The 17,400-nt window shown below is 61.2% G+C and carries 17 protein-coding genes, 2 tRNA genes and 1 pseudogene; 9 read left to right on the top strand and 11 right to left on the bottom strand.

Going from position 1 to position 17,400, the window contains the following annotated elements; all coding sequences use genetic code 11:
* Positions 1 to 23: 23 nt before the first annotated feature.
* A complete protein-coding gene (locus tag GPK94_RS10965) occupies positions 24 to 230 on the top strand; it encodes a helix-turn-helix transcriptional regulator (RefSeq protein ID WP_193536273.1) in 207 nt (68 codons plus the stop codon).
* 36 nt (positions 231 to 266) lie between these two features.
* Here the strand turns inward: GPK94_RS10965 and GPK94_RS10960 are convergent, their stop codons facing one another.
* The gene (locus GPK94_RS10960; protein ID WP_215655788.1) at positions 267 to 1,103 is read right to left on the bottom strand and encodes a copper amine oxidase; all 837 of its coding nucleotides are present in this window, start codon (positions 1,101 to 1,103) and stop codon (positions 267 to 269) included.
* Positions 1,104 to 1,324: 221 nt separating this feature from the next.
* Here GPK94_RS10960 and GPK94_RS10955 point away from each other — a divergent pair, with 221 nt between their 5' ends.
* From GPK94_RS10955 to GPK94_RS10935, 5 genes and pseudogenes are all read left to right on the top strand, one after another.
* Positions 1,325 to 1,750 carry a MarR family transcriptional regulator gene (locus tag GPK94_RS10955; RefSeq protein ID WP_180956892.1) on the top strand — a complete coding sequence of 142 codons (426 nt, stop codon included), beginning with the start codon at positions 1,325 to 1,327 and terminating at the stop codon, positions 1,748 to 1,750.
* A 65-nt stretch (positions 1,751 to 1,815) separates the two neighbouring features.
* Positions 1,816 to 3,555: pseudogene (locus tag GPK94_RS10950) on the top strand (ABC transporter ATP-binding protein).
* The gene (locus GPK94_RS10945; protein ID WP_215655787.1) at positions 3,548 to 5,431 is read left to right on the top strand and encodes an ABC transporter ATP-binding protein; all 1,884 of its coding nucleotides are present in this window, start codon (positions 3,548 to 3,550) and stop codon (positions 5,429 to 5,431) included. The pseudogene GPK94_RS10950 and the gene GPK94_RS10945 overlap by 8 nt, the downstream one beginning before the upstream one ends.
* 184 nt (positions 5,432 to 5,615) lie before the next feature.
* The gene (locus tag GPK94_RS10940) at positions 5,616 to 6,290 is read left to right on the top strand and encodes a response regulator transcription factor (protein WP_215655786.1); all 675 of its coding nucleotides are present in this window, start codon (positions 5,616 to 5,618) and stop codon (positions 6,288 to 6,290) included.
* Positions 6,287 to 7,513, top strand: a complete 1,227-nt coding sequence (locus GPK94_RS10935; protein ID WP_215655785.1) for a HAMP domain-containing sensor histidine kinase — start codon at positions 6,287 to 6,289, stop codon at positions 7,511 to 7,513. Before GPK94_RS10940 ends, GPK94_RS10935 begins: the two co-directional genes overlap by 4 nt.
* An 81-nt stretch (positions 7,514 to 7,594) precedes the next feature.
* On the opposite strand, the gene GPK94_RS10930 is transcribed toward GPK94_RS10935, so the two are convergent.
* From GPK94_RS10930 to GPK94_RS10890, 9 genes are all read right to left on the bottom strand, one after another.
* A complete protein-coding gene (locus GPK94_RS10930) occupies positions 7,595 to 9,325 on the bottom strand; it encodes an ATP-binding protein (protein WP_215655784.1) in 1,731 nt (576 codons plus the stop codon).
* Between the two features lie 13 nt (positions 9,326 to 9,338).
* The gene (locus GPK94_RS10925) at positions 9,339 to 10,007 is read right to left on the bottom strand and encodes a response regulator transcription factor (protein ID WP_101693689.1); all 669 of its coding nucleotides are present in this window, start codon (positions 10,005 to 10,007) and stop codon (positions 9,339 to 9,341) included.
* Positions 10,008 to 10,029: 22 nt separating this feature from the next.
* Positions 10,030 to 10,674, bottom strand: coding sequence for a phosphate signaling complex protein PhoU (phoU, locus tag GPK94_RS10920; RefSeq protein ID WP_101693688.1), 645 nt, complete (start codon positions 10,672 to 10,674; stop codon positions 10,030 to 10,032).
* A 348-nt stretch (positions 10,675 to 11,022) separates the two neighbouring features.
* A complete protein-coding gene (gene pstB, locus GPK94_RS10915) occupies positions 11,023 to 11,784 on the bottom strand; it encodes a phosphate ABC transporter ATP-binding protein PstB (RefSeq protein WP_101693687.1) in 762 nt (253 codons plus the stop codon).
* Between the two features lie 11 nt (positions 11,785 to 11,795).
* Entirely contained in the window at positions 11,796 to 12,659 is an 864-nt protein-coding gene (pstA, locus tag GPK94_RS10910; RefSeq protein WP_101693686.1) for a phosphate ABC transporter permease PstA, read from the bottom strand.
* 45 nt (positions 12,660 to 12,704) lie between these two features.
* Positions 12,705 to 13,559, bottom strand: a complete 855-nt coding sequence (gene pstC / locus GPK94_RS10905) for a phosphate ABC transporter permease subunit PstC (RefSeq protein WP_235964190.1) — start codon at positions 13,557 to 13,559, stop codon at positions 12,705 to 12,707.
* A 246-nt stretch (positions 13,560 to 13,805) separates the two neighbouring features.
* The gene (locus tag GPK94_RS10900; protein ID WP_186962890.1) at positions 13,806 to 14,672 is read right to left on the bottom strand and encodes a phosphate ABC transporter substrate-binding protein; all 867 of its coding nucleotides are present in this window, start codon (positions 14,670 to 14,672) and stop codon (positions 13,806 to 13,808) included.
* A gap of 247 nt (positions 14,673 to 14,919) precedes the next feature.
* Complete coding sequence (locus GPK94_RS10895) at positions 14,920 to 15,570, bottom strand: HAD family hydrolase (RefSeq protein WP_101693683.1); 651 nt, start codon at positions 15,568 to 15,570, stop codon at positions 14,920 to 14,922.
* 74 nt (positions 15,571 to 15,644) lie between these two features.
* Positions 15,645 to 15,962, bottom strand: a complete 318-nt coding sequence (locus GPK94_RS10890; RefSeq protein ID WP_243207873.1) for a sigma-70 family RNA polymerase sigma factor — start codon at positions 15,960 to 15,962, stop codon at positions 15,645 to 15,647.
* A gap of 253 nt (positions 15,963 to 16,215) precedes the next feature.
* Between GPK94_RS10890 and GPK94_RS10885 the strand changes: the two genes are divergently transcribed.
* The 3 genes from GPK94_RS10885 to GPK94_RS10875 all read left to right on the top strand — a co-directional run bounded on the left by GPK94_RS10885 (position 16,216) and on the right by GPK94_RS10875 (position 16,907).
* Positions 16,216 to 16,291, top strand: a tRNA-Thr gene (locus tag GPK94_RS10885).
* Between the two features lie 31 nt (positions 16,292 to 16,322).
* Positions 16,323 to 16,406: transfer RNA gene (locus GPK94_RS10880), tRNA-Tyr, on the top strand.
* A gap of 135 nt (positions 16,407 to 16,541) precedes the next feature.
* On the top strand, positions 16,542 to 16,907 hold the full coding sequence (locus GPK94_RS10875; RefSeq protein WP_215655783.1) for a DUF6483 family protein: 366 nt from the start codon (positions 16,542 to 16,544) through the stop codon (positions 16,905 to 16,907).
* Between the two features lie 68 nt (positions 16,908 to 16,975).
* Here GPK94_RS10875 and GPK94_RS10870 read toward each other — a convergent pair whose 3' ends face one another.
* Complete coding sequence (locus GPK94_RS10870) at positions 16,976 to 17,353, bottom strand: metallopeptidase family protein (protein ID WP_195278434.1); 378 nt, start codon at positions 17,351 to 17,353, stop codon at positions 16,976 to 16,978.
* Positions 17,354 to 17,400: the final 47 nt, after the last annotated feature.

Genomic DNA, 17,400 nt, shown 5'->3' with positions numbered 1-17,400 from the left:
ATACTCTGTTCGAGGTGAGTGCCATGAACAGACTGCGCGATTTAAGGGAAGACGCTGACCTGAACCAGACACAGGTGGCCAAATTTCTGGGGATGTCTCAGACCGGATATTCAAAGTATGAAACCGGAGAAAATGATATTCCCACACAGGTCCTCATCAAGCTGGCTGGTTTCTACAAGACCAGTATTGACTATATTTTGGGCATCACTGATCGGAGAGAGCCCCTTTGATGAAAGCGGCACGGAATCTTCCGTGCCGCTCTTTTCTTATGGCAGGGGTGCTGCCGGGCTGGTGGCGCCGGGATCATAGGTGGTCTGGTACCCCATGTATTCGGTCATAGCCCGCAGGATGGCAATGGTGCAGCCCGTCATCGGATCACGGGGGATGAATGGGACAGGCACGGCGCTCCAGACCGCCGGGGGCTCTGGCTCGCTTGGGGGGAGGGGCTCGTTTGCAAGCAGATCATCCAGCGCCTGGACAGAATAGGTATGGGAGTCATCGGCGGTATAGTCGTATTTTGCATAGGCCACCACCTGTATGCCCTGGGGGACCGGGTAGGCTACCACATGTGTGGGCAGGTAACCCCTCTGCACCAGGGCGTCAAACTCGGACAGCCGGGCCCGCTGGCCAAGGGTATTCTCGACCCAGACATTCCCGCTGCCATCCGCAAGGAACTGATACCCGGACAGCTCGGCCCGTCCGATGGGAATTGCGGGGTAGTTTTTTCCCGCTTCATAGGGGATCTTAACCCACTGGATTCCGTCTGTGGAGCGATACTTTGGCTGGGGGCTGTTGAACGTGTAGCTCACCAGAAACTGTGTGCCGTCGTACCAGCCATACCAGAGATCGCTCGATGCCGGGCCCGCCACGGACCAATCCACGCCATTGTATGTGTAGACAAATTCATCGGAATCGTCTCGGATTATGGCGCCATTCACGTGTTTATACTCGCCGTAGGTGGTGCGTACTCCCACCGTCACCACACCATTGGAGGCCAGAACACGGGTATAGGTATCTCCCGCTTTGTGCTCCGCCGCAAAGGTGGGAGTCATCAGGGAAACGCTCAGAACCAGGGCGAAAAGTGCCGATAGAAACCGTTTCATCATAACCTTCCTTTCGATACCGTGAAGTGACCTCTCAGGCGGATGTTTTTTCTCTGCGTCTGTTTTTATATTAGACCGGTTTCCCTCGAAAATGCAACGAATTTGTCCTGATATTTTGAAATTCTTCTCAACCGTTCCGATCATGTTGGATAAGAGAGGCTTGACAGAGGACCATTTGCTGTCTATAATATGTAGCGCGCTACATGTTTGGAGGTGAGCGATTGCAGTTGGAACAGAAAGAAATTGGGTATCTGCTGAAACAGATCACAGAGAAGATCAAAGTGGATGCAGATTCCTCCCTGAAAGCCCGCAATTTGACCCTTTCACAGGTGCGGGTGCTGGAATGTGTGTTTGCCGCGGGCGGTTCCGCCACACAGAAATTCATAGAGGAATCTCTGGACGTATCGCATCCTACCGTGGTGGGACTGATCACCCGCATGGAGAAAAACGGGTATCTGCACTGCTATGTGGATGAGCGGGATAAGCGCAACAAGATCGCCGCGCTGACCCCCCGGGCCGAGGCGGCTTTTGTGGAGATACGCCATGATATCGCCTCGCTGGAAGAAAAGCTGGTCAAGGGCATGGATGCCCGGAGCAGAAGCGAGCTGCACCGGCTGCTGGAGCAGATCTACCATAACCTCACCTGAAACGCCGCCAGGCGGCGTTTTTTTACCCGAAAGTGTAGCTAGCTACAAAATGAAAGGAGAAGCATATGATCAAAACCCGTTGGAAAAGCCTGCGTGAGTACAAAAAGACATCCCTGCTCACCATTGGCCTGACCCTGTTTGAAGTGGTGTTTGAAATTGTGATCCCCCTGTGTATGGCCGAACTCATCGACCGGGGCGTGGAACAGGGGGAGATGAACCTGGTGCTGAAGTATGGTCTGGCGCTGGTGGTGTTTGCCCTGCTTCAGCTCATGACCGGAATGGGCTCCGCCCTGGCGGCCGCAAGATCGGCGGCCGGCTTTGCGGCCAACCTCCGGCAGGACATGTACGACAATGTCCAGACCTTTTCCTTTTCCAACATCGACAAGTTCTCCACCTCGTCCATTGTCACAAGACTGACCACAGACGTGACCAATGTACAAAACGCCTATCAGATGCTCATTAAGCTGGCCATGCGCGGCCCGTTCATGATCCTGTTTGCCATGGTGGTGTCTTTCCGGATCAACCGGGGGATCTCCCTGGTGTTCCTGGCGCTGATCCCGGTGCTGGGCATTGGCCTGATCCTGATCGTCCGCACCGTACACCCGATCTTTCAGAAGGTGTTTGAAAATTACGACCGGCTCAACAATGTGGTGCAGGAGAATCTGCGGGGCGTGCGGGTGGTCAAATCCTTCCACCAGCAGAGCAAGGAGATCGAGAAGTTTGACCGGGTTTCCGAGCGGATCTATCAAGATTTTGCAAAGGCGGAGCGCCTCATCTCGCTCAATACGCCGCTGCTCCAGTTTTGCCTGTATCTGAGCATGCTGCTGATCTCCTGGCTGGGCGCGAAGGCCATTGTGGCAAGCGGGAACAACGCTGACCACCGGAGACCTGACGGCCCTGTTCAGCTACGCCATCCAGATCCTGATGAGCCTGATGATGCTCTCCATGGTGTTCGCCATGATGACCATTGCCCAGTCCTCTGCGGAGCGTATCTCGGAGCTGCTGCAGGAGACGTCGGACATCCAGAATCCGAAGGATCCGGTCCGCCAGGTGCGGGACGGAAGCATCTGCTATCAGAATGTGGACTTTGTCTATGCCTCCAAGGCGGGGAAGAAGGTCATTGACCAGGCAAACGTGACCATCCAAGCGGGCCAGACCGTGGGGATCATCGGAGGCACCGGCTCCTCCAAGAGCTCCTTTGTACAGCTGATCCCCCGGCTGTATGATGTGAGCGCCGGGGCGGTGCTGGTCGGCGGCGTGGATGTGCGGCGCTATGACCTGGACACCCTGCGCAACGCGGTGGCCATGGTGCTGCAAAAGAATGAGCTCTTCTCCGGGACCATCCGGGAGAACCTGCGGTGGGGCAATGAGAACGCCACCGAGGAGGAGATGCAGGAGGCCTGCCGCCTGGCCTGTGCGGACGAGTTCATCTCCGCCATGCCCAAGGGATATGACACCCATATCGAGCAGGGCGGTACCAACGTATCCGGCGGACAGAAGCAGCGCCTGTGCATTGCCAGAGCCCTGCTGAAGAATCCCAAGATCCTGATCCTGGACGACTCCACCAGCGCGGTGGACACCAAGACAGACGCGTTGATCCAAAAGGCCTTTGCGGAATATCTCCCCAGACCACCAAGATCATCATTGCCCAGCGGATCTCCTCCGTGCAGCACGCCGACCAGATCATCGTCCTGGATGACGGAAAGATCTCCGCCATCGGAAAGCACGAAGAGCTGCTGAAGGAGAGCGCCATCTATCGGGAAGTATTTGAATCCCAGCAGAAAGGAAGTGGGTGCCATGCTTAAGCAAGGAATGGATTGGAAAACCGCAAAACGAATCCTCTCCTATTTGAAGCGCTATCAGAAGCAGATGGCGGTGGTTACGGTCTGTATCATACTCTCGGCGGTGGCCAGTGCGGCCTCCTCGGTGTTCATCCAGACCCTGATCGACGGCTACATCGTGCCGCTGCTGGGACAGACCTCCCCGGTCTTTGGGCCCCTGCTCAAGGCGCTGGGGGTGATGGCGGTGGTCTATCTGGTGGGCGTCCTGGCCACCTGGATCTACAACCGGACCATGGTGACCATCGCCCAGGGAACCCTGAAGCAGATCCGGGACGAGATGTTCGCCAAGATGCAGGACCTGCCTGTATCCTATTTTGACACCCATACCCACGGGGATATCATGAGTCGCTATACCAATGATACGGATACCCTCCGGCAGATGATCGCCCAGTCCCTGGCCCAGTTGGTCTCCTCGGTGTGCACCATTGCGGCGGTGTTTTGCTGCATGCTCTACCTGAGCGTGTATCTGACCGCCATTGTGGTGGCGGCGGTGGCGGTGAGCCTGTTTCTGATCAAGGGGATCGTGGGGAAGAGCGGATACTACTTCATCCAGCAGCAGATGTCGCTGGGCGATCTGAACGGCTACATCGAGGAGATGGTCCACGGGCAGAAGGTGGTCAAAGTATTCTGCCACGAGCGCCAGGCCAAGGAGATCTTCCGGGAGAAGAATACGGCCTGGGAGCACAGCTCTGCCAGCGCCAACGGATACGCCAATACCATGATGCCCATGATGAACGCCCTGGGCTACCTGCAATATGTGATCGTTGCGGTGGTGGGAGCCTGGATGGCCATTGGCGGCGTAACCAACCTGAGTATATTCGGAGTCAAAACGGTGACGCTGGGCATGATCGCTTCCTTCCTCACCCTGTCCCGCAGCTTTACCAGCCCCATCTCCCAGATATCCAACCAGTTCAACTCCGTCGTCATGGCCCTGGCCGGTGCGGCGCGGATCTTTGCCCTGATGGATGAGCAGCCGGAAGAGGACCTGGGCCGTGTGACCCTGGTCAATGCCACGGAACGGAACGGGGTTCTGGAAGAGACACGGGAGCACACCGGCACCTGGGCCTGGAAGCAGCCCGGCCGCGATGGCTCCTCCCTGACCAAGCTGGAGGGCAGGATCGTTCTGGATCATGTGGACTTCGGCTATGTGCCCGATAAGCCGGTTTTGCAGGACATCAGCCTATACGCGCAGCCCGGGCAGAAGATCGCGTTCGTCGGGGCGACCGGAGCGGGAAAGACCACCATTACCAACCTCATCAACCGATTCTATGAGATCGACCGGGGCCAGATCTGCTACGACGGAATCGAGATCGGCCAGATCAAAAAGGCGGACCTCCGCCGCTCGCTGGGGATCGTGCTACAGGATGTGAACCTGTTTACCGGAACGGTGATGGAAAATCTGCGATACGGCAACCCGGACGCCTCCGATGAGGTGTGCATCCAGGCGGCCAAGCTGGCAAACGCGCACAATTTCATTATGATGCTCCCGGACGGCTATCAGACCGTGCTCCAGGGGGATGGCGGCGGCCTGTCCCAGGGACAGCGCCAGCTGATCTCCATCGCCCGGGCGGCTGTGACCGATCCCCCGGTCATGATTTTGGACGAGGCCACATCCTCCATCGACACCCGAACGGAGGCCCTGGTACAGAGCGGCATGGACCGCCTGATGGAGGGAAGGACCGTGTTCGTGATTGCCCACCGTCTTTCCACCATCATGAATTCCGACGTCATCATGGTGCTGGATCACGGCAGGATCATCGAGCGCGGCACCCATGAGAGCCTCCTGGAGAAGAAGGGCGTATATTATCACCTCTACACAGGCGCCTTTGAACTGGAGTAAATTTCTCAGGCCGCAAGTGTGTGGCCCTTTGGGCCATGCGCGCGGCGGCCTGTACCCTCTCGAAAAAATGCTTGCATTTTTGAGAAGCGTGTCGAGGTTTCTCGACACGCTGTGGAGTAAACTCCTTTAGGCTATTTTAAGGCAGGTGTGCTATACTGGAGTGAAAAAACGGGGAGGTGGACCTATGAGACTGCTGGTAGCAGAGGATGACCCCAAGCTGCTCAAGTCGCTGGTGCATATATTCGAGAGCAACAAGTTCTGCGTGGACGGAGTCTCCAACGGAGAGGACGCGCTGGCCCACGGGCAGTCCCAGGAGTATGACGGGCTGATCCTGGATATCATGATGCCGGGCCTGGACGGTCTGAAGGTGCTTCAGACCCTGCGGAAGGAGGGGGTCACCACCCCAGCCCTCTTTTTGACGGCGCGCACCGAGGTATCCCAGCGGGTGGAGGGGCTGGACGCCGGCGCGGACGACTATCTGCCCAAGCCCTTTTCCACCGCGGAGCTGCTGGCCCGGGTGCGGGCCATGCTGCGCAGAAAGGACACCTATCTGCCCGACCTGCTCTCCCTGGGTCCGGTGACCCTCAACCGCTCCACCTATCAGCTGAGGTATCAGGAGCGGGTGCAGTCCCTCAGCGGCAAGGAGTTCCAGCTGCTGGAGATGATGATGCAGGCCCCCAACACCATCCTGCCCACCGAGCGGTTCATCACCCACCTGTGGGGGTGGGACACCAATGTGGACACCAGCGTGGTCTGGGTACATATCTCCAACCTGCGCAAGAAGATCGCCGCCCTCCAGGCCCCGCTGGAGATCCGCTTTGTGCGCAACGCGGTCTATGTGCTGGAGGTCAAGGCATGATCCGGAATCTGCGCCGGCGGTTCATTCTCATCAGCGCCGCCTCCATCTTTGTGGTGTTCTTTGGAATCTTCCTGCTGATTCTGATTTTCAGCCGGGTGCAGATGAACCGCACCATGGACACCCTCACCGACGCCATTTCCTCCAATGACGGCGTCTTTCCCAAGTTTGATCCCCTGGAAAAGCGCCCGCCCTCCCAGTTTCCCTACTCCGACGTCATTACGGCCGAGACCCAGTTCAGCACCCGCTTTTTTACGGTCTGGCTGGATGACCGGCAGGAGATCGACCGGGTCAACATCGACTCCATTTCCTCCATCTCGGAGTCGGAGGTGGAAAACTATGTCAAGCGCGCCGTGAAGGAGCGCGCCGAGCGGGGCTGGATCGCGGATTACCGCTACAAGGTGGTCCGGACCGACACGGGCTCCACCATGGTGTTCGTCAACGGGGCCATGAATCAGAACGTGACCAACCGTCTGCTCTTCACGGCCTTTCTGGTCCTGCTGGGGAGCGCCGTCCTCATTCTGGGGCTGACCATCATCATCTCCAAGCGGGCGGTGCGCCCCATCGCGGACAGCTATGAAAAGCAAAAGCAGTTCATCACCGACGCCAACCACGAGCTGAAAACGCCCCTGACCCTGATCTTGTCCAATCTGGACATCGTGGAATCGGAGGTGGGAAAGAACGAGTGGCTGGACGACATCCGCAGCGAGGGAGAGCGGATGGGCCTGCTCATCAACCAGATGGTCACCCTGTCCCGGATGGATGAGAGCGACACCCCGCTGGAGTACACCGCCTTTGATCTGAGCGGCGCGGTGACCGATACCGTCTCGGAGTTCCAGAGCCTGGCGGCCGAGCGGAACAAGACCCTCACGGCGGCCTTAGAGCCCCGCGTGACCTATTGCGGGGACGAGGCGCTCATCCGGCGCTTGACCGCCATCCTGCTGGATAACGCCCTGAAATACTGCGACCCGGGAGGGCGGATCCAGGTGACCCTCTCCCAGCGGCGGCACCCGGTCCTCACGGTGGAGAACACCTATGCGGAGGTGGGAACGCTGGAGCTGGACCGCCTCTTTGACCGGTTTTACCGGGCGGACAAGGCCCGGACCTTTTCCGGCAGCTTTGGCGTGGGCCTGTCCATCGCCCGGTCCATCGCCAAAAAGCACCGGGGGAGCATCACGGCCTACCAGAAGGGCACCACCATCGGATTCCGGGTGGCCCTGAAATAGCCATACCACAAAAAAGAATGCCCGGAGGAAGTCTTTTTAGACTTCCTCCGGGCATTTGTTATGCCGTCGGGAGAGAGGGGCTCACACCGCTTTCGGCAGGGTGATGGAGAAGGTGGAGCCCACGTCCACCTGGCTCTTGAGCTCGATGGAGCCGTGGTAGAGGGCCACGATGTGCTTGACGATGGCCAGACCCAGGCCGGTGCCGCCGTCCTTGCGGCAGCGGCCCTTGTCCACCCGGTAGAACCGCTCAAAGACCCGGGCCTGATCCTCGGCGGGGATGCCCAGTCCGGTGTCGGCCACCTGCAGGGTCACCTGGTTGCTTCCGGGCGTGACGGTGATGGTGAGGCGTCCGCCGGGGCGGTTATACTTGAGGCCGTTTTCCGCCAGGTTGAGGATGACCTCCTTGAGCCGGGGGGCGGAGATGGCGGCGGAACACTCCTCGCCCTCCACGGTAAAGGTGATGTCGGACTCTTTGGCCTTGAGGTCCAGCAGCTCCCGCACCTCCTGGGCGGTGGCCAGGACGGGGGCGGATTCCTCCCCCTGCTCCATGGTGAGGGACTCCAGCTCGGAGAGCTTGAGGATGTCGTTGATGAGGGCGATGAGGCGGTCCACCTCCACCCCGATGAGGGAGGAGAAGCGCTTCTGATCCTCCGCCGAGGTCACCATCCCGCTGGAGAGCATGTCGGTGAAGCCCTTGATGGAGGTGAGAGGGGTCTTGAGCTCGTGGGAGACATTGGCGGTGAAGTCGGCCCGGATGCGCTCGGCGGCCTTGAGCTCGGTCACGTCGGAGATGAGGATGGAGGTCCCCACATTCTCCCCCTCATACTGCCGCCCGGAGACCGGGGAGAGGAAGAAGCGCAGGCTGCGCCCGGGCAGGGGCAGGTCGTCCACGTCCAGCATGACGGGGCTCTTCTGCCGGTGGCACTGCTCGGTGGCCTCCCGCAGGCGGCGGCTGCGGGTGAGTACCAGGAGCCCGGCCGCGTCGCTGGAGTCCTCCGGAACGCCGAAGAGGTTCCGGGCGGCCCGGTTGCTGGCCAGGAGCCCGCCGTCCTCGTCCAGGAGGAGGAAGCCCTCGTCCATGCAGTCCAGGATGAGATTGACCTTGTCCCGCTCCACGGTGAGGTTGTGGATGGAGCCGCTCAGCCGCTCCACCAGCTTGTCGATGTAGCGCAGGATGGGGCGCAGCTCATCGTCCCCCCGGAAGGCGTCCAGCGTGGTGGTGGACGCGCCCGAGAGCACGCCGGTCAGGGCGCCGCCCACGGCGTTGAGGGGCTCCAGCACCTTCTGGGCCATCCGGCGGGCCAGCAGGAGGGAGAGCAGGAGGGCCACCACCGAGGCGATGAGAAAGCCGGTGACGCTCTGCCAGACCAGACTCTCGATGGAGGAGAGCGGCATGGAGGCCCGGCCGATCATGCCGTCGGTGAACTTCTTGGCCACATAGAGCATGGGCACGCCCACCGTGTCGGAGGAGCGCACGTCAGCGCCCCAGCCGGTGGAGAGGGCCGTGATGACCTCGGGGCGGTTGGCGTGATCCTCCAGCTGATCGGCGTCCGCCTTGGTGTCCACCAGGACGGTGCCGTCGGGGGTGATGATGGTCAGACGCTTGTCGGGCGCGGCCTGGTGGAACTGCTCGGCGGCGCTGTCGGCATTGGTGATCTGGCTCTGGCTGTCCATGAGGATGAGCAGCTCCCGCAGGGACTGGGTGGAGTCCCGCCGCTCCTGCTCATAGAGGAACCAGCACCCCGCCGCGTTGGAGACCAGAAGAGCGGCCAGTACAATCAAAAGTGTGGAAAAAATCAGCTTTTTTTTCATCTTCCGCCCTCCTCTAGTTCAGCTTGTAGCCCACGCCGCGGACGGTGGCGATCACATCGTCCCCCAGCTTCTGGCGCAGGGCCTTGACGTGCATATCCACGGTGCGGGTCTCGCCGGTGAAGTCGTAATCCCAGACGGTGCGCAGGATCTCGTCCCGGCTGAGCACCGCGCCCCGGTGGACAGCCAGCAGGCGCAGCAGCTCAAATTCCTTATAGGTCAGCTCCACGGGCACACCGGCGCGGAGCACGGTGCGGGCGGTGGTGTTGATCTCCAGGTCGCCGCAGCGCAGGACGGGGGATTCCCGCTGGGTGCGGCGGAGCACCGCCTTGATGCGGGCCTGAAGCTCCATCAGGCCGAAGGGCTTGACCACATAGTCGTCCGCGCCGCTCTCCAGTCCGGCTACCCGGTCCATCTCGGCGGTGCGGGCGGTGAGCATGATGACGGGCACATCGGCGGTGGTCAGACTGGCGCGCAGGCGGCGCAGGATCTCCAGGCCGTCCATGCCGGGCAGCATGATGTCCAGCAGGTAGATGGAGGGAGCGGGGCGGCCCTGCTCGGCGGCAAAGAACTCCTCGCCGCTCTCATAGGTGCGCACCTCGTTGCCGGTGGATTGGAAATAGTAGCGCAGCATCTCCCGGATGCTGCTGTCGTCCTCCACGACGACGATGGTATTGGTGGACATGGGGTGGCAGCCTCCCTCGGGTTTAATTGGTCTCGACCAGGGTACCGGTGACGCAGTAGATGGCCCACTGGGCGATGTTCACGGCGTGGTCGGCGATGCGCTCCAGGTATTTGGCGATGATGATGAGGTCGATGGCCGGGTCGGCGTTCTCCCGGTCCTCCCGGATGAGGGCCACCAGATCGCCCTTCACCGACTGGAAGAGCTCATCCACCGCGTCGTCCAGGCCGATGACCTCCCGGGCGGCGGTCTCCTCCCGGTTGACGTAGGCAAAGATGGCACGCTTGACCATGCCGCTGGCCTTGCTGCTCATTTCCCGGATGTGGCTGGGGACGGGCTGGCGCTTATCCAGCAACAGGGAGATCTCGGCGATATTGGCACACTGGTCGCCGATGCGCTGGAGATCGGTGACCATCTTCAGGGCGGCCGAGATGGTGCGCAGGTCCCGGGCCACGGGCTGCTGCTGGAGCAGCAGGCGCAGGCAGCGGTTTTCGATGTCCCGCTCCATCCGGTCCATGCTCTGGGTCATATGGATGGCCTCTTTGGCTTGCCGGTCGTCGGGGGCGGCCAGGGAGGTGGTGACCAGGTCGATGGCGTCCTCGGCGGCGGCGGCCATGTCGATCATTTCCGCGCCCAGCTCCTGGAGCTCGGCGTCAAAGGTTTTACGCATGGTGGGGTTCCTCCTTGTGAGTAAGAATGGGGACGCGGCGCGTCCGCATGGGAAAACGCTCCCCAAAGCGGGGAGCGGAACGCAGTTGAAAAAGGAGCTTTCTGTGCTTTTGGAGGTAAAGCCTCGCAGAGTTCCGCCGTGCGCAGACGGCGGAAGAAAGTCAGAGGCGTGTTTTCCGGCGGCGTGTACGTCGGAAAACACTCTGCTCAGGCCGCAAGCGTGCGCCCTCTGGGGCGTGCGACGCAGCGGCCTGCAATCCCCTCGAAAAAATGCTTGCATTTTTGAGAAGCGTGTCGAAGCGCTTCGACACGCTTACGCTCCCCAAAGCGGGGAGCGGAATAGGCGGGATTAACCGAAACGGCCGGTGATGTAGTCCTCGGTGCGCTTGTCCTTGGGCATGGAGAAGAGGTCGGTGGTGTTGCCGAACTCGATCAGCTCGCCCAGCAGGAAGAAGGCGCATTTGTCCGAGACGCGGGTGGCCTGCTGCATGTTGTGGGTCACGATGACGATGGTATACTTGTCCTTCAGGTCGGAGATCAGGTCCTCGATCTTGGAGGTGGAGATGGGGTCCAGGGCGGAGGTGGCCTCGTCCATGAGGAGGACGTCGGGCTCCACCGCCAGGGCGCGAGCGATGCAGATACGCTGCTGCTGGCCGCCGGAGAGGCCCAGGGCGGACTTCTTGAGGCGGTCCTTCACCTCGTCCCAGATGGCGGCGCCCCGGAGGGACTGCTCCACGATGTCGTCCAGCTGGCTCTTGTTCTTGATGCCGTGGGTACGGGGACCGTAGGCGATGTTGTCATAGATGGACATGGGGAAGGGGTTGGGCTTCTGGAAGACCATGCCGATCTGCTTGCGCAGCCAGGTCACATCCACGGACGGGGCGTAGATGTCCTGTCCCCGGTAGGAGACGGTTCCCTCGATGCGCACGCCGGGGACCAGGTCGTTCATCCGGTCCAGGGTCTTGAGGAAGGTGGACTTGCCGCAGCCGGAGGGACCGATGAGGGCGGTGACCTGCCGCTCGGGAATGGCGATGTCCACATCCTTCAGGGCGTGGGCGGCGCCGTAGTAGAGATTCAGCTTTTCCGCGGAGAGAATGGTAGTTTCGTTCATGGGGGACCTCCTTATTTGTGGCGGAGCTTGCGGCCCACCAGCTTGGCGGACAGATTGATCAGCAGGGTCAGGAGCATCAGGATGGCGGCGATGCCAAAGGCCACGTCAAACTCGGCCCGCTCCTTGGCGTAGACGTACAGGGCCACGGTTAGGCTGGCCCCGGAGCTGTGGAGAAAACCGTCGGCGGTGAAGAAGTTGTTCAGGGTCATGCCCATGCCGGCCGTGAAGAGCAGGGCGGCCGACTCACCCACGATGCGGCCCACCGCCAGGATGCATCCGGTGACGATGCCGTCCACCGAGGAGGGGAGCACGAGGGTGCGGATCATGTGCCACTTGCCCGAGCCCAGGCCCAGCGCGCCCTCCCGGTAGCTCTGGGGCACGGTCTTGAGGGACTCCTGGGTGGTGCGGATGATGGTGGGCAGAGTCACGATGACCAGGGTCAGGGAGCCGGCCAGCAGGGACTTGCCCAGAGAGAGGAAATTACAGAAGAAGAGCATGCCCACCAGACCGAAGATGATGGAGGGGATGCCTGTGAGGGTCTCAGTGGCAAACTCGATGGCCGAGACCAGCCGGCGGTTCTGGGCGTATTCCGTGAGGTAGACCGCCGCACCCACGCCTAGGGGCAGGGTGATGATGAGGGTGACGGCCACAATAAAGACGGTGTTGAGGATGTTGGGCAGAATTCCGATGGTATCCCGGATGTAGCTGGGTTTGGTGGAGAGCAGCTCCCAGGTCACATGGGGGAGACCTTTGATAAAGATATAGCCGATGATGAACAGCAGCAGCGCACAGGTGAGGAAGGCGGAGAAGTAGAGCAGAAAGCGCAGTGTGCGGTCATAGGCCTTCCGGGCGCCGGAAAGAGTCTGGAGTTCCATTTAGTATATCATTCCTTTCCGTAAAATCCAAGCCGGGGGACCGGATCAGGCTTCCCGCTTCCACTTGAGCAGGAGGTTGAGGATCACATTGATCAGCATGATGAACAGGAAGAGCACCAGCGCAATGGAGAAGAGAGCCTGCTGCTGGAGGGAGCCCACAGCGGCATAGCTCATCTCACTGGCCACGGCGGTGGTGAGGAAGCGGACCGAGGAGAAGAGGGAGGGCATATTGGCCACGTTGCCGGCCACCATGATGACGGCCATGGCCTCGCCGATGGCGCGGCCGATGCCCATGACGATGGAGGCGGCGATGCCGCTCTTGGCGGCGGGGACTGAGACGCGGAAATAGGTCTCGATCTCGGTGGCGCCCAGGGCCAGGCTGGCCTCTTCGTACTCCTTGGGTACCGCGTGGAGCGCGGTCTCAGAGACGCTGACGATGGAGGGCAGGATCATGATGGCCAGCACAATGATGGCGCAGAAGAGGCTGGCGCCGTCGGGCAGGTTGAAGAGCTCCCGCACCGCGGGGACCAGCACCATCATGCCGATCAGGCCGTAGACCACCGAGGGGATACCGGCCAGCAGGTCGATGGCGGGGCGCACCACGGCGGCCACCTTCCGGGGGGCCACCTTGGCCAGGAACACGGCGGTGAGGAAGCCCACCGGCACCCCCAGCAGGATGGCCCCTGCGGTGCCGTAGATGGAGGTGAGGATGAAGGGCAGGATGCCGAACTGCGGCTCTGCGGCGGTGGAGGCCCAGGTCTGGCCGAAGAGGAACTCCGTCAGTCCGATGGTGCGGATGGCGGGCAGCCCGGAGAGGATCAGATAGAAGCTGATAAAGAGCACGAAAGCAATGGCAATGAGGCCGCACAAGAGGAAGAGAGCATGCATCACGCACTCCATGACGCGCAGGGGGCTTCTATGCTGCGGCTTGGGCGCGGTCTGCTCCGCGCCGGGCACATAGCTGAGATGTTCGTCCATTTGGATGGGTTCCACCTTTCTTCAAAATCCGGCCGGAGGCCGGAAGACATTCAAAAAACTCTCTCCGGGTGCCGCGCGCGGGGAGACCGCGGGGCGGGGTCACCCGCCTCGCGGTCGCTCCACAGTGACACTCCGACGGAGGGAGTTCATCAGGATCGGGGGTATGGATCAGGCCAGAGGCACGGCGCCGGCACCGGTGATCAGGTCGGAGGCATCGGCGGAGGTAGCGAAGTCCACGAAGGCCTGGGCCGCCTCAGACAGCTCCTTGTCGCTGTTGATGATGAAGTTGAAGTTACGCTGGATGGCGTAAGTACCGTCGAGCACGGTCTCCTCGGTGGCAGCCACGCCGCCCACGGTGATGGCCTTGATGGTGTCATCCACAGCGGAGAGGGAGGCATAGCCGATGGCGTTGGGGTTGGAGGCCACGTTGGCGATCACCTCGCCGGTGGAGGTCAGCTCGTTGGTGTACTTGCAGGCGTCCTCGGTGCCGGTGATGGACTCGAAGCCGTCGCGGGTGCCGGAGCCGGCCTCACGGCCGATGGGCACCACGGTGCCGTCGTTGCCGCCCACCTCGGACCAGTTGGTGATCTCACCGGTGAAGAGCTGAGCGATCTGCTCGATGGACAGGTCGGAAACGGGGTTCTGGGGGTTGACGATGATGGCGATGCCGTCCTTGGCCACGGTGATGGCCTCGACGCCGGTCTCGGAATCCTTCAGGTCACGGCTGGCCAGACCGATGTCGGCGGTGCCGTCCAGAGCGGCGGTGATGCCGGCGCTGGAGCCGGTGCCGCTGTAACCCACGGTCACGTCGGGGTTGAGCTCCATGAAGGCCTCGCCCAGAGCGCCCATGACGCTCTCCATGGAGGTGGAGCCGTCGGTGTTCACCACACCGGAGAGGGTGGTGGTCTGCTCAGCGGAAGGAGCGGCGCTGCTCTCGCCGTCGGGAGCGGGGGTGGTGGCAGTGCCGGAGGAGCATCCAGCCAGCAGGCCAATGGAGAGAGCACCGGTCAAAGCAAGAGAAAAGAGTTTATTCATGTTCTTCGATCTCCTATCCAAACAATCTAAAGTTTTGTTTCCTTTCTTCAGGACGCTGTCAGTATAACGGATTTTTTGTAAAGGAGTCCTGCAAACATCAGTAAAGAGTTTGTAAAGAAAGAGGGGGATGTGTACTTGATAGAAAGACAAAACTGGGTGGTTTGTCGTCGAAATGTCCGCCGTAGGCAAAAAAACACAGAGGCCCGCCGGATCGGGGCCTCTGTGTTGTGCACTGTGGACGAAGGGATCAGAGCCCCAGCCACTGCCGCAGCTCCACCAGGTCGGGAGCGATGTGGACGCTGGGGAAGGCGCCGAAGGCATCGGCGGGGGTGGTGCCGTTGAGAACGGCGCAGAAGGGGGCGCCGGCGCGCTGGGCAGCCTCGGCGTCGATGACGGTGTCGCCGCAGTAGAGGACCTCACCGGGGGTGAGTCCCAGGGCGGCGATGGCGTTGAGAAGTCCCTCGGGGTGGGGCTTGTGATGGGTGACGTCCTCGCCGCCGGTAATGGAGGCCAGCAGGGGGAGCAGCTCCCGCGCGCCCAGCACCTCCCGCAGGGTGGAGGCGCGCTTGGTGCTGACGATGGCGGCGGGGATGTGGGCCTCGTGCAGGGCGCGCAGCAGCTCGGCGGCGCCGGGGAACATCCGGGTCACCTTGATCTGCATGGGGACGGCCACCTCGGAGAAAAGGGCGCGGAACCGGGCCCGGGCCTCGGGATCGGCCTGGCCGGTGAGCTGGGTGTAGGCGTCCTCCAGCACCAGGCCGATGGTGCGCCGGACCGCGGCGGGATCGGGGGCGGGATGGCCCATCTGCCGGAAGGCGTGCTCAAATCCGGCCACGATGGCCTCCGAGGCGTCGGCCAGGGTAAAGTCAAAGTCAAAGAGTACGGCTTGATAGGACATGGGGATTCCTCCTGTGCATTCCTGAGATAGACGGTGTTCCCTCTGATTGTAACACAGACCGGGGGCTGGGGCAATCACCCGCTCCGGGCCAGCAGGGCGGCCGCCCCGTAGCGCAGGCACCGGCGCAGGCGCTCCTCCCCCCGGTGGATGGTGCGGGAGACGGTGGAGCGCTCCACGCCGAAGCGGTCGGCGATCTCCCGCATATTGAGCCCCTCACTATAATAGAGAAGCAGGTATTTCCGCTGGAGGGGGGTGACCTCCTCCTGAAGGGCCCGGATCAGATTCCGCTTGAGGCGCTGGTGTTCCGCACCGTTGTCCGAGCTGATGGTGCGGGTGTAGACCGCCATATCGGACGCAAAGGCCCGGCCCCGGCGGTAGCGGGGTTCTCCCATATCCATTCCTCCTTTTGGGGTCGGCAGGCGGGACAGAGCTCCCGCTCCTCGCCGTAGAGCTCCGCGCCGCACCGGCGGCACCAGTCCGCGGGGGGCTGGCGCTGCAGGTCCCGCAGCGGGTCGAGCCGGATGGGGACGGGCATAAAACCCCCTCCTTTCCCTGTGTGAAAAAAATTTTAAAAAATTTGAAAAAGACTGTTGACAAATCGGGATTCGTCTGGTAAACTAAGCATCGTTGTGGACGAGCTGATTTGCTGGTGTAGCTCAGTTGGTAGAGCAGTTGATTTGTAATCAACCGGTCGGGGGTTCGAGTCCGTCCACCAGCTCCACCGTCCTAATGAGGGGCTGAAAAGTTCATATGGAGGAGTTCCCGAGTGGCCAAAGGGGGCAGACTGTAAATCTGTTGCGTTAGCTTCGGTGGTTCGAATCCACCCTCCTCCACCAAAAGCGTCCTGCCAATCGGCGGGGCGTTTTTTCATAGCTGGAAAGAACAAATGTTCTTGACTCTTAGTAAGATACCATATACGAAAATAAAAGTCAAGTATCTTTTTAAGATAATTTCAAGAGAGGAGCATAAGGATGCTGAAGGACGATTATCTGGTGCGCTCCACCGACGCGCTGGCCACCACCATCGCACACCTGGTCCTGCGCAAGACCGGGACCGACTACACCCCCAGCGGACTGGAGGCCGACGCCAAGGCGGACGGCCTGTGGTTTGCCCTGGATCAGCTGCTCAAGGAAAACCACCTCAATGAGGCGGAGGATCTGCTCTATGAGGAGGCAGACCCCTCCGATCTGCGCTATCTGGAGATCGCGGTGGACTTCTATGTCCACCTGAACCGCTTCTCCGACGCCGATCTGAAGGCAGGCGGCTTTGAGCGGGAAGAAGTGGGGGAGGGCCTGCGGGATATGGCCCGGCAGTTCGGCGTGGATCTGGCGCTGTAACCGCTCAATACAAATGGAAAGCGCCGTGACCGGTTTGGTCACGGCGCTTTTGTGCGTGTTTGGAGGATTCAGGAGAGTTGGGCGCGCAGCTCCTCCAGAAGGGCGGCGTCCTTGCGGTCCAGGCCGTTTTCCCCGGCCAGACCCTCCAGGTGGTGGGTGAACTCGTGGAGGAGGGTGGTATAGAGCTCCTCCTCCCAGTCCTCCTGCGTCCAGCCCTCCGCCCGGGCCAGAGCGGCGAAGGAACCGTAATAGAGGTTGATATACCGCCCCATCTGGTCGTGGCAGTATTCCCCTAAAATATAGAGGGCTTCCCCGGGAAATGCCGGGTCGGGCAGTTCCTCGGGCAGGAGGGAGACGCCGCCGTTGAGTTCCCGGTAAAAATCCGGGGGCAGACTGTCGGCCAGCTCGTCCAGGATGGCGCCGGTCTCGTCAAAGGTGAGGATCATGGAAGGCTCCTTTCCGGGGAAATAGCGGGTTTGGGATCAAAGGGGCG

Origin of the sequence: Pseudoflavonifractor sp. MCC625 (genome assembly GCF_018784545.1) — a bacterium.
In the GTDB taxonomy this organism is placed as follows: domain Bacteria; phylum Bacillota; class Clostridia; order Oscillospirales; family Oscillospiraceae; genus Pseudoflavonifractor_A; species Pseudoflavonifractor_A gallinarum.
The sequence above is the reverse complement of the archived record's forward strand: the minus strand, read 5'-3'. Positions and strand labels throughout refer to the sequence as shown.

Bases quoted from the DNA above. Each gene is read 5' to 3' on its own strand.
- GPK94_RS10965 (WP_193536273.1), top strand. From the start codon at position 24: ATGAACAGACTGCGCGATTTAAGGGAAGACGCTGACCTGAACCAGACA.
- GPK94_RS10960 (WP_215655788.1), bottom strand. From the start codon at position 1,103: ATGAAACGGTTTCTATCGGCACTTTTCGCCCTGGTTCTGAGCGTTTCC.
- GPK94_RS10945 (WP_215655787.1), top strand. From the start codon at position 3,548: ATGCTTAAGCAAGGAATGGATTGGAAAACCGCAAAACGAATCCTCTCC.
- GPK94_RS10940 (WP_215655786.1), top strand. From the start codon at position 5,616: ATGAGACTGCTGGTAGCAGAGGATGACCCCAAGCTGCTCAAGTCGCTG.
- GPK94_RS10935 (WP_215655785.1), top strand. From the start codon at position 6,287: ATGATCCGGAATCTGCGCCGGCGGTTCATTCTCATCAGCGCCGCCTCC.
- GPK94_RS10930 (WP_215655784.1), bottom strand. From the start codon at position 9,325: ATGAAAAAAAAGCTGATTTTTTCCACACTTTTGATTGTACTGGCCGCT.
- GPK94_RS10925 (WP_101693689.1), bottom strand. From the start codon at position 10,007: ATGTCCACCAATACCATCGTCGTCGTGGAGGACGACAGCAGCATCCGG.
- phoU (WP_101693688.1), bottom strand. From the start codon at position 10,674: ATGCGTAAAACCTTTGACGCCGAGCTCCAGGAGCTGGGCGCGGAAATG.
- pstB (WP_101693687.1), bottom strand. From the start codon at position 11,784: ATGAACGAAACTACCATTCTCTCCGCGGAAAAGCTGAATCTCTACTAC.
- pstA (WP_101693686.1), bottom strand. From the start codon at position 12,659: ATGGAACTCCAGACTCTTTCCGGCGCCCGGAAGGCCTATGACCGCACA.
- pstC (WP_235964190.1), bottom strand. From the start codon at position 13,559: ATGGAGTGCGTGATGCATGCTCTCTTCCTCTTGTGCGGCCTCATTGCC.
- GPK94_RS10900 (WP_186962890.1), bottom strand. From the start codon at position 14,672: ATGAATAAACTCTTTTCTCTTGCTTTGACCGGTGCTCTCTCCATTGGC.
- GPK94_RS10895 (WP_101693683.1), bottom strand. From the start codon at position 15,570: ATGTCCTATCAAGCCGTACTCTTTGACTTTGACTTTACCCTGGCCGAC.
- GPK94_RS10890 (WP_243207873.1), bottom strand. From the start codon at position 15,962: ATGGGAGAACCCCGCTACCGCCGGGGCCGGGCCTTTGCGTCCGATATG.
- GPK94_RS10875 (WP_215655783.1), top strand. From the start codon at position 16,542: ATGCTGAAGGACGATTATCTGGTGCGCTCCACCGACGCGCTGGCCACC.
- GPK94_RS10870 (WP_195278434.1), bottom strand. From the start codon at position 17,353: ATGATCCTCACCTTTGACGAGACCGGCGCCATCCTGGACGAGCTGGCC.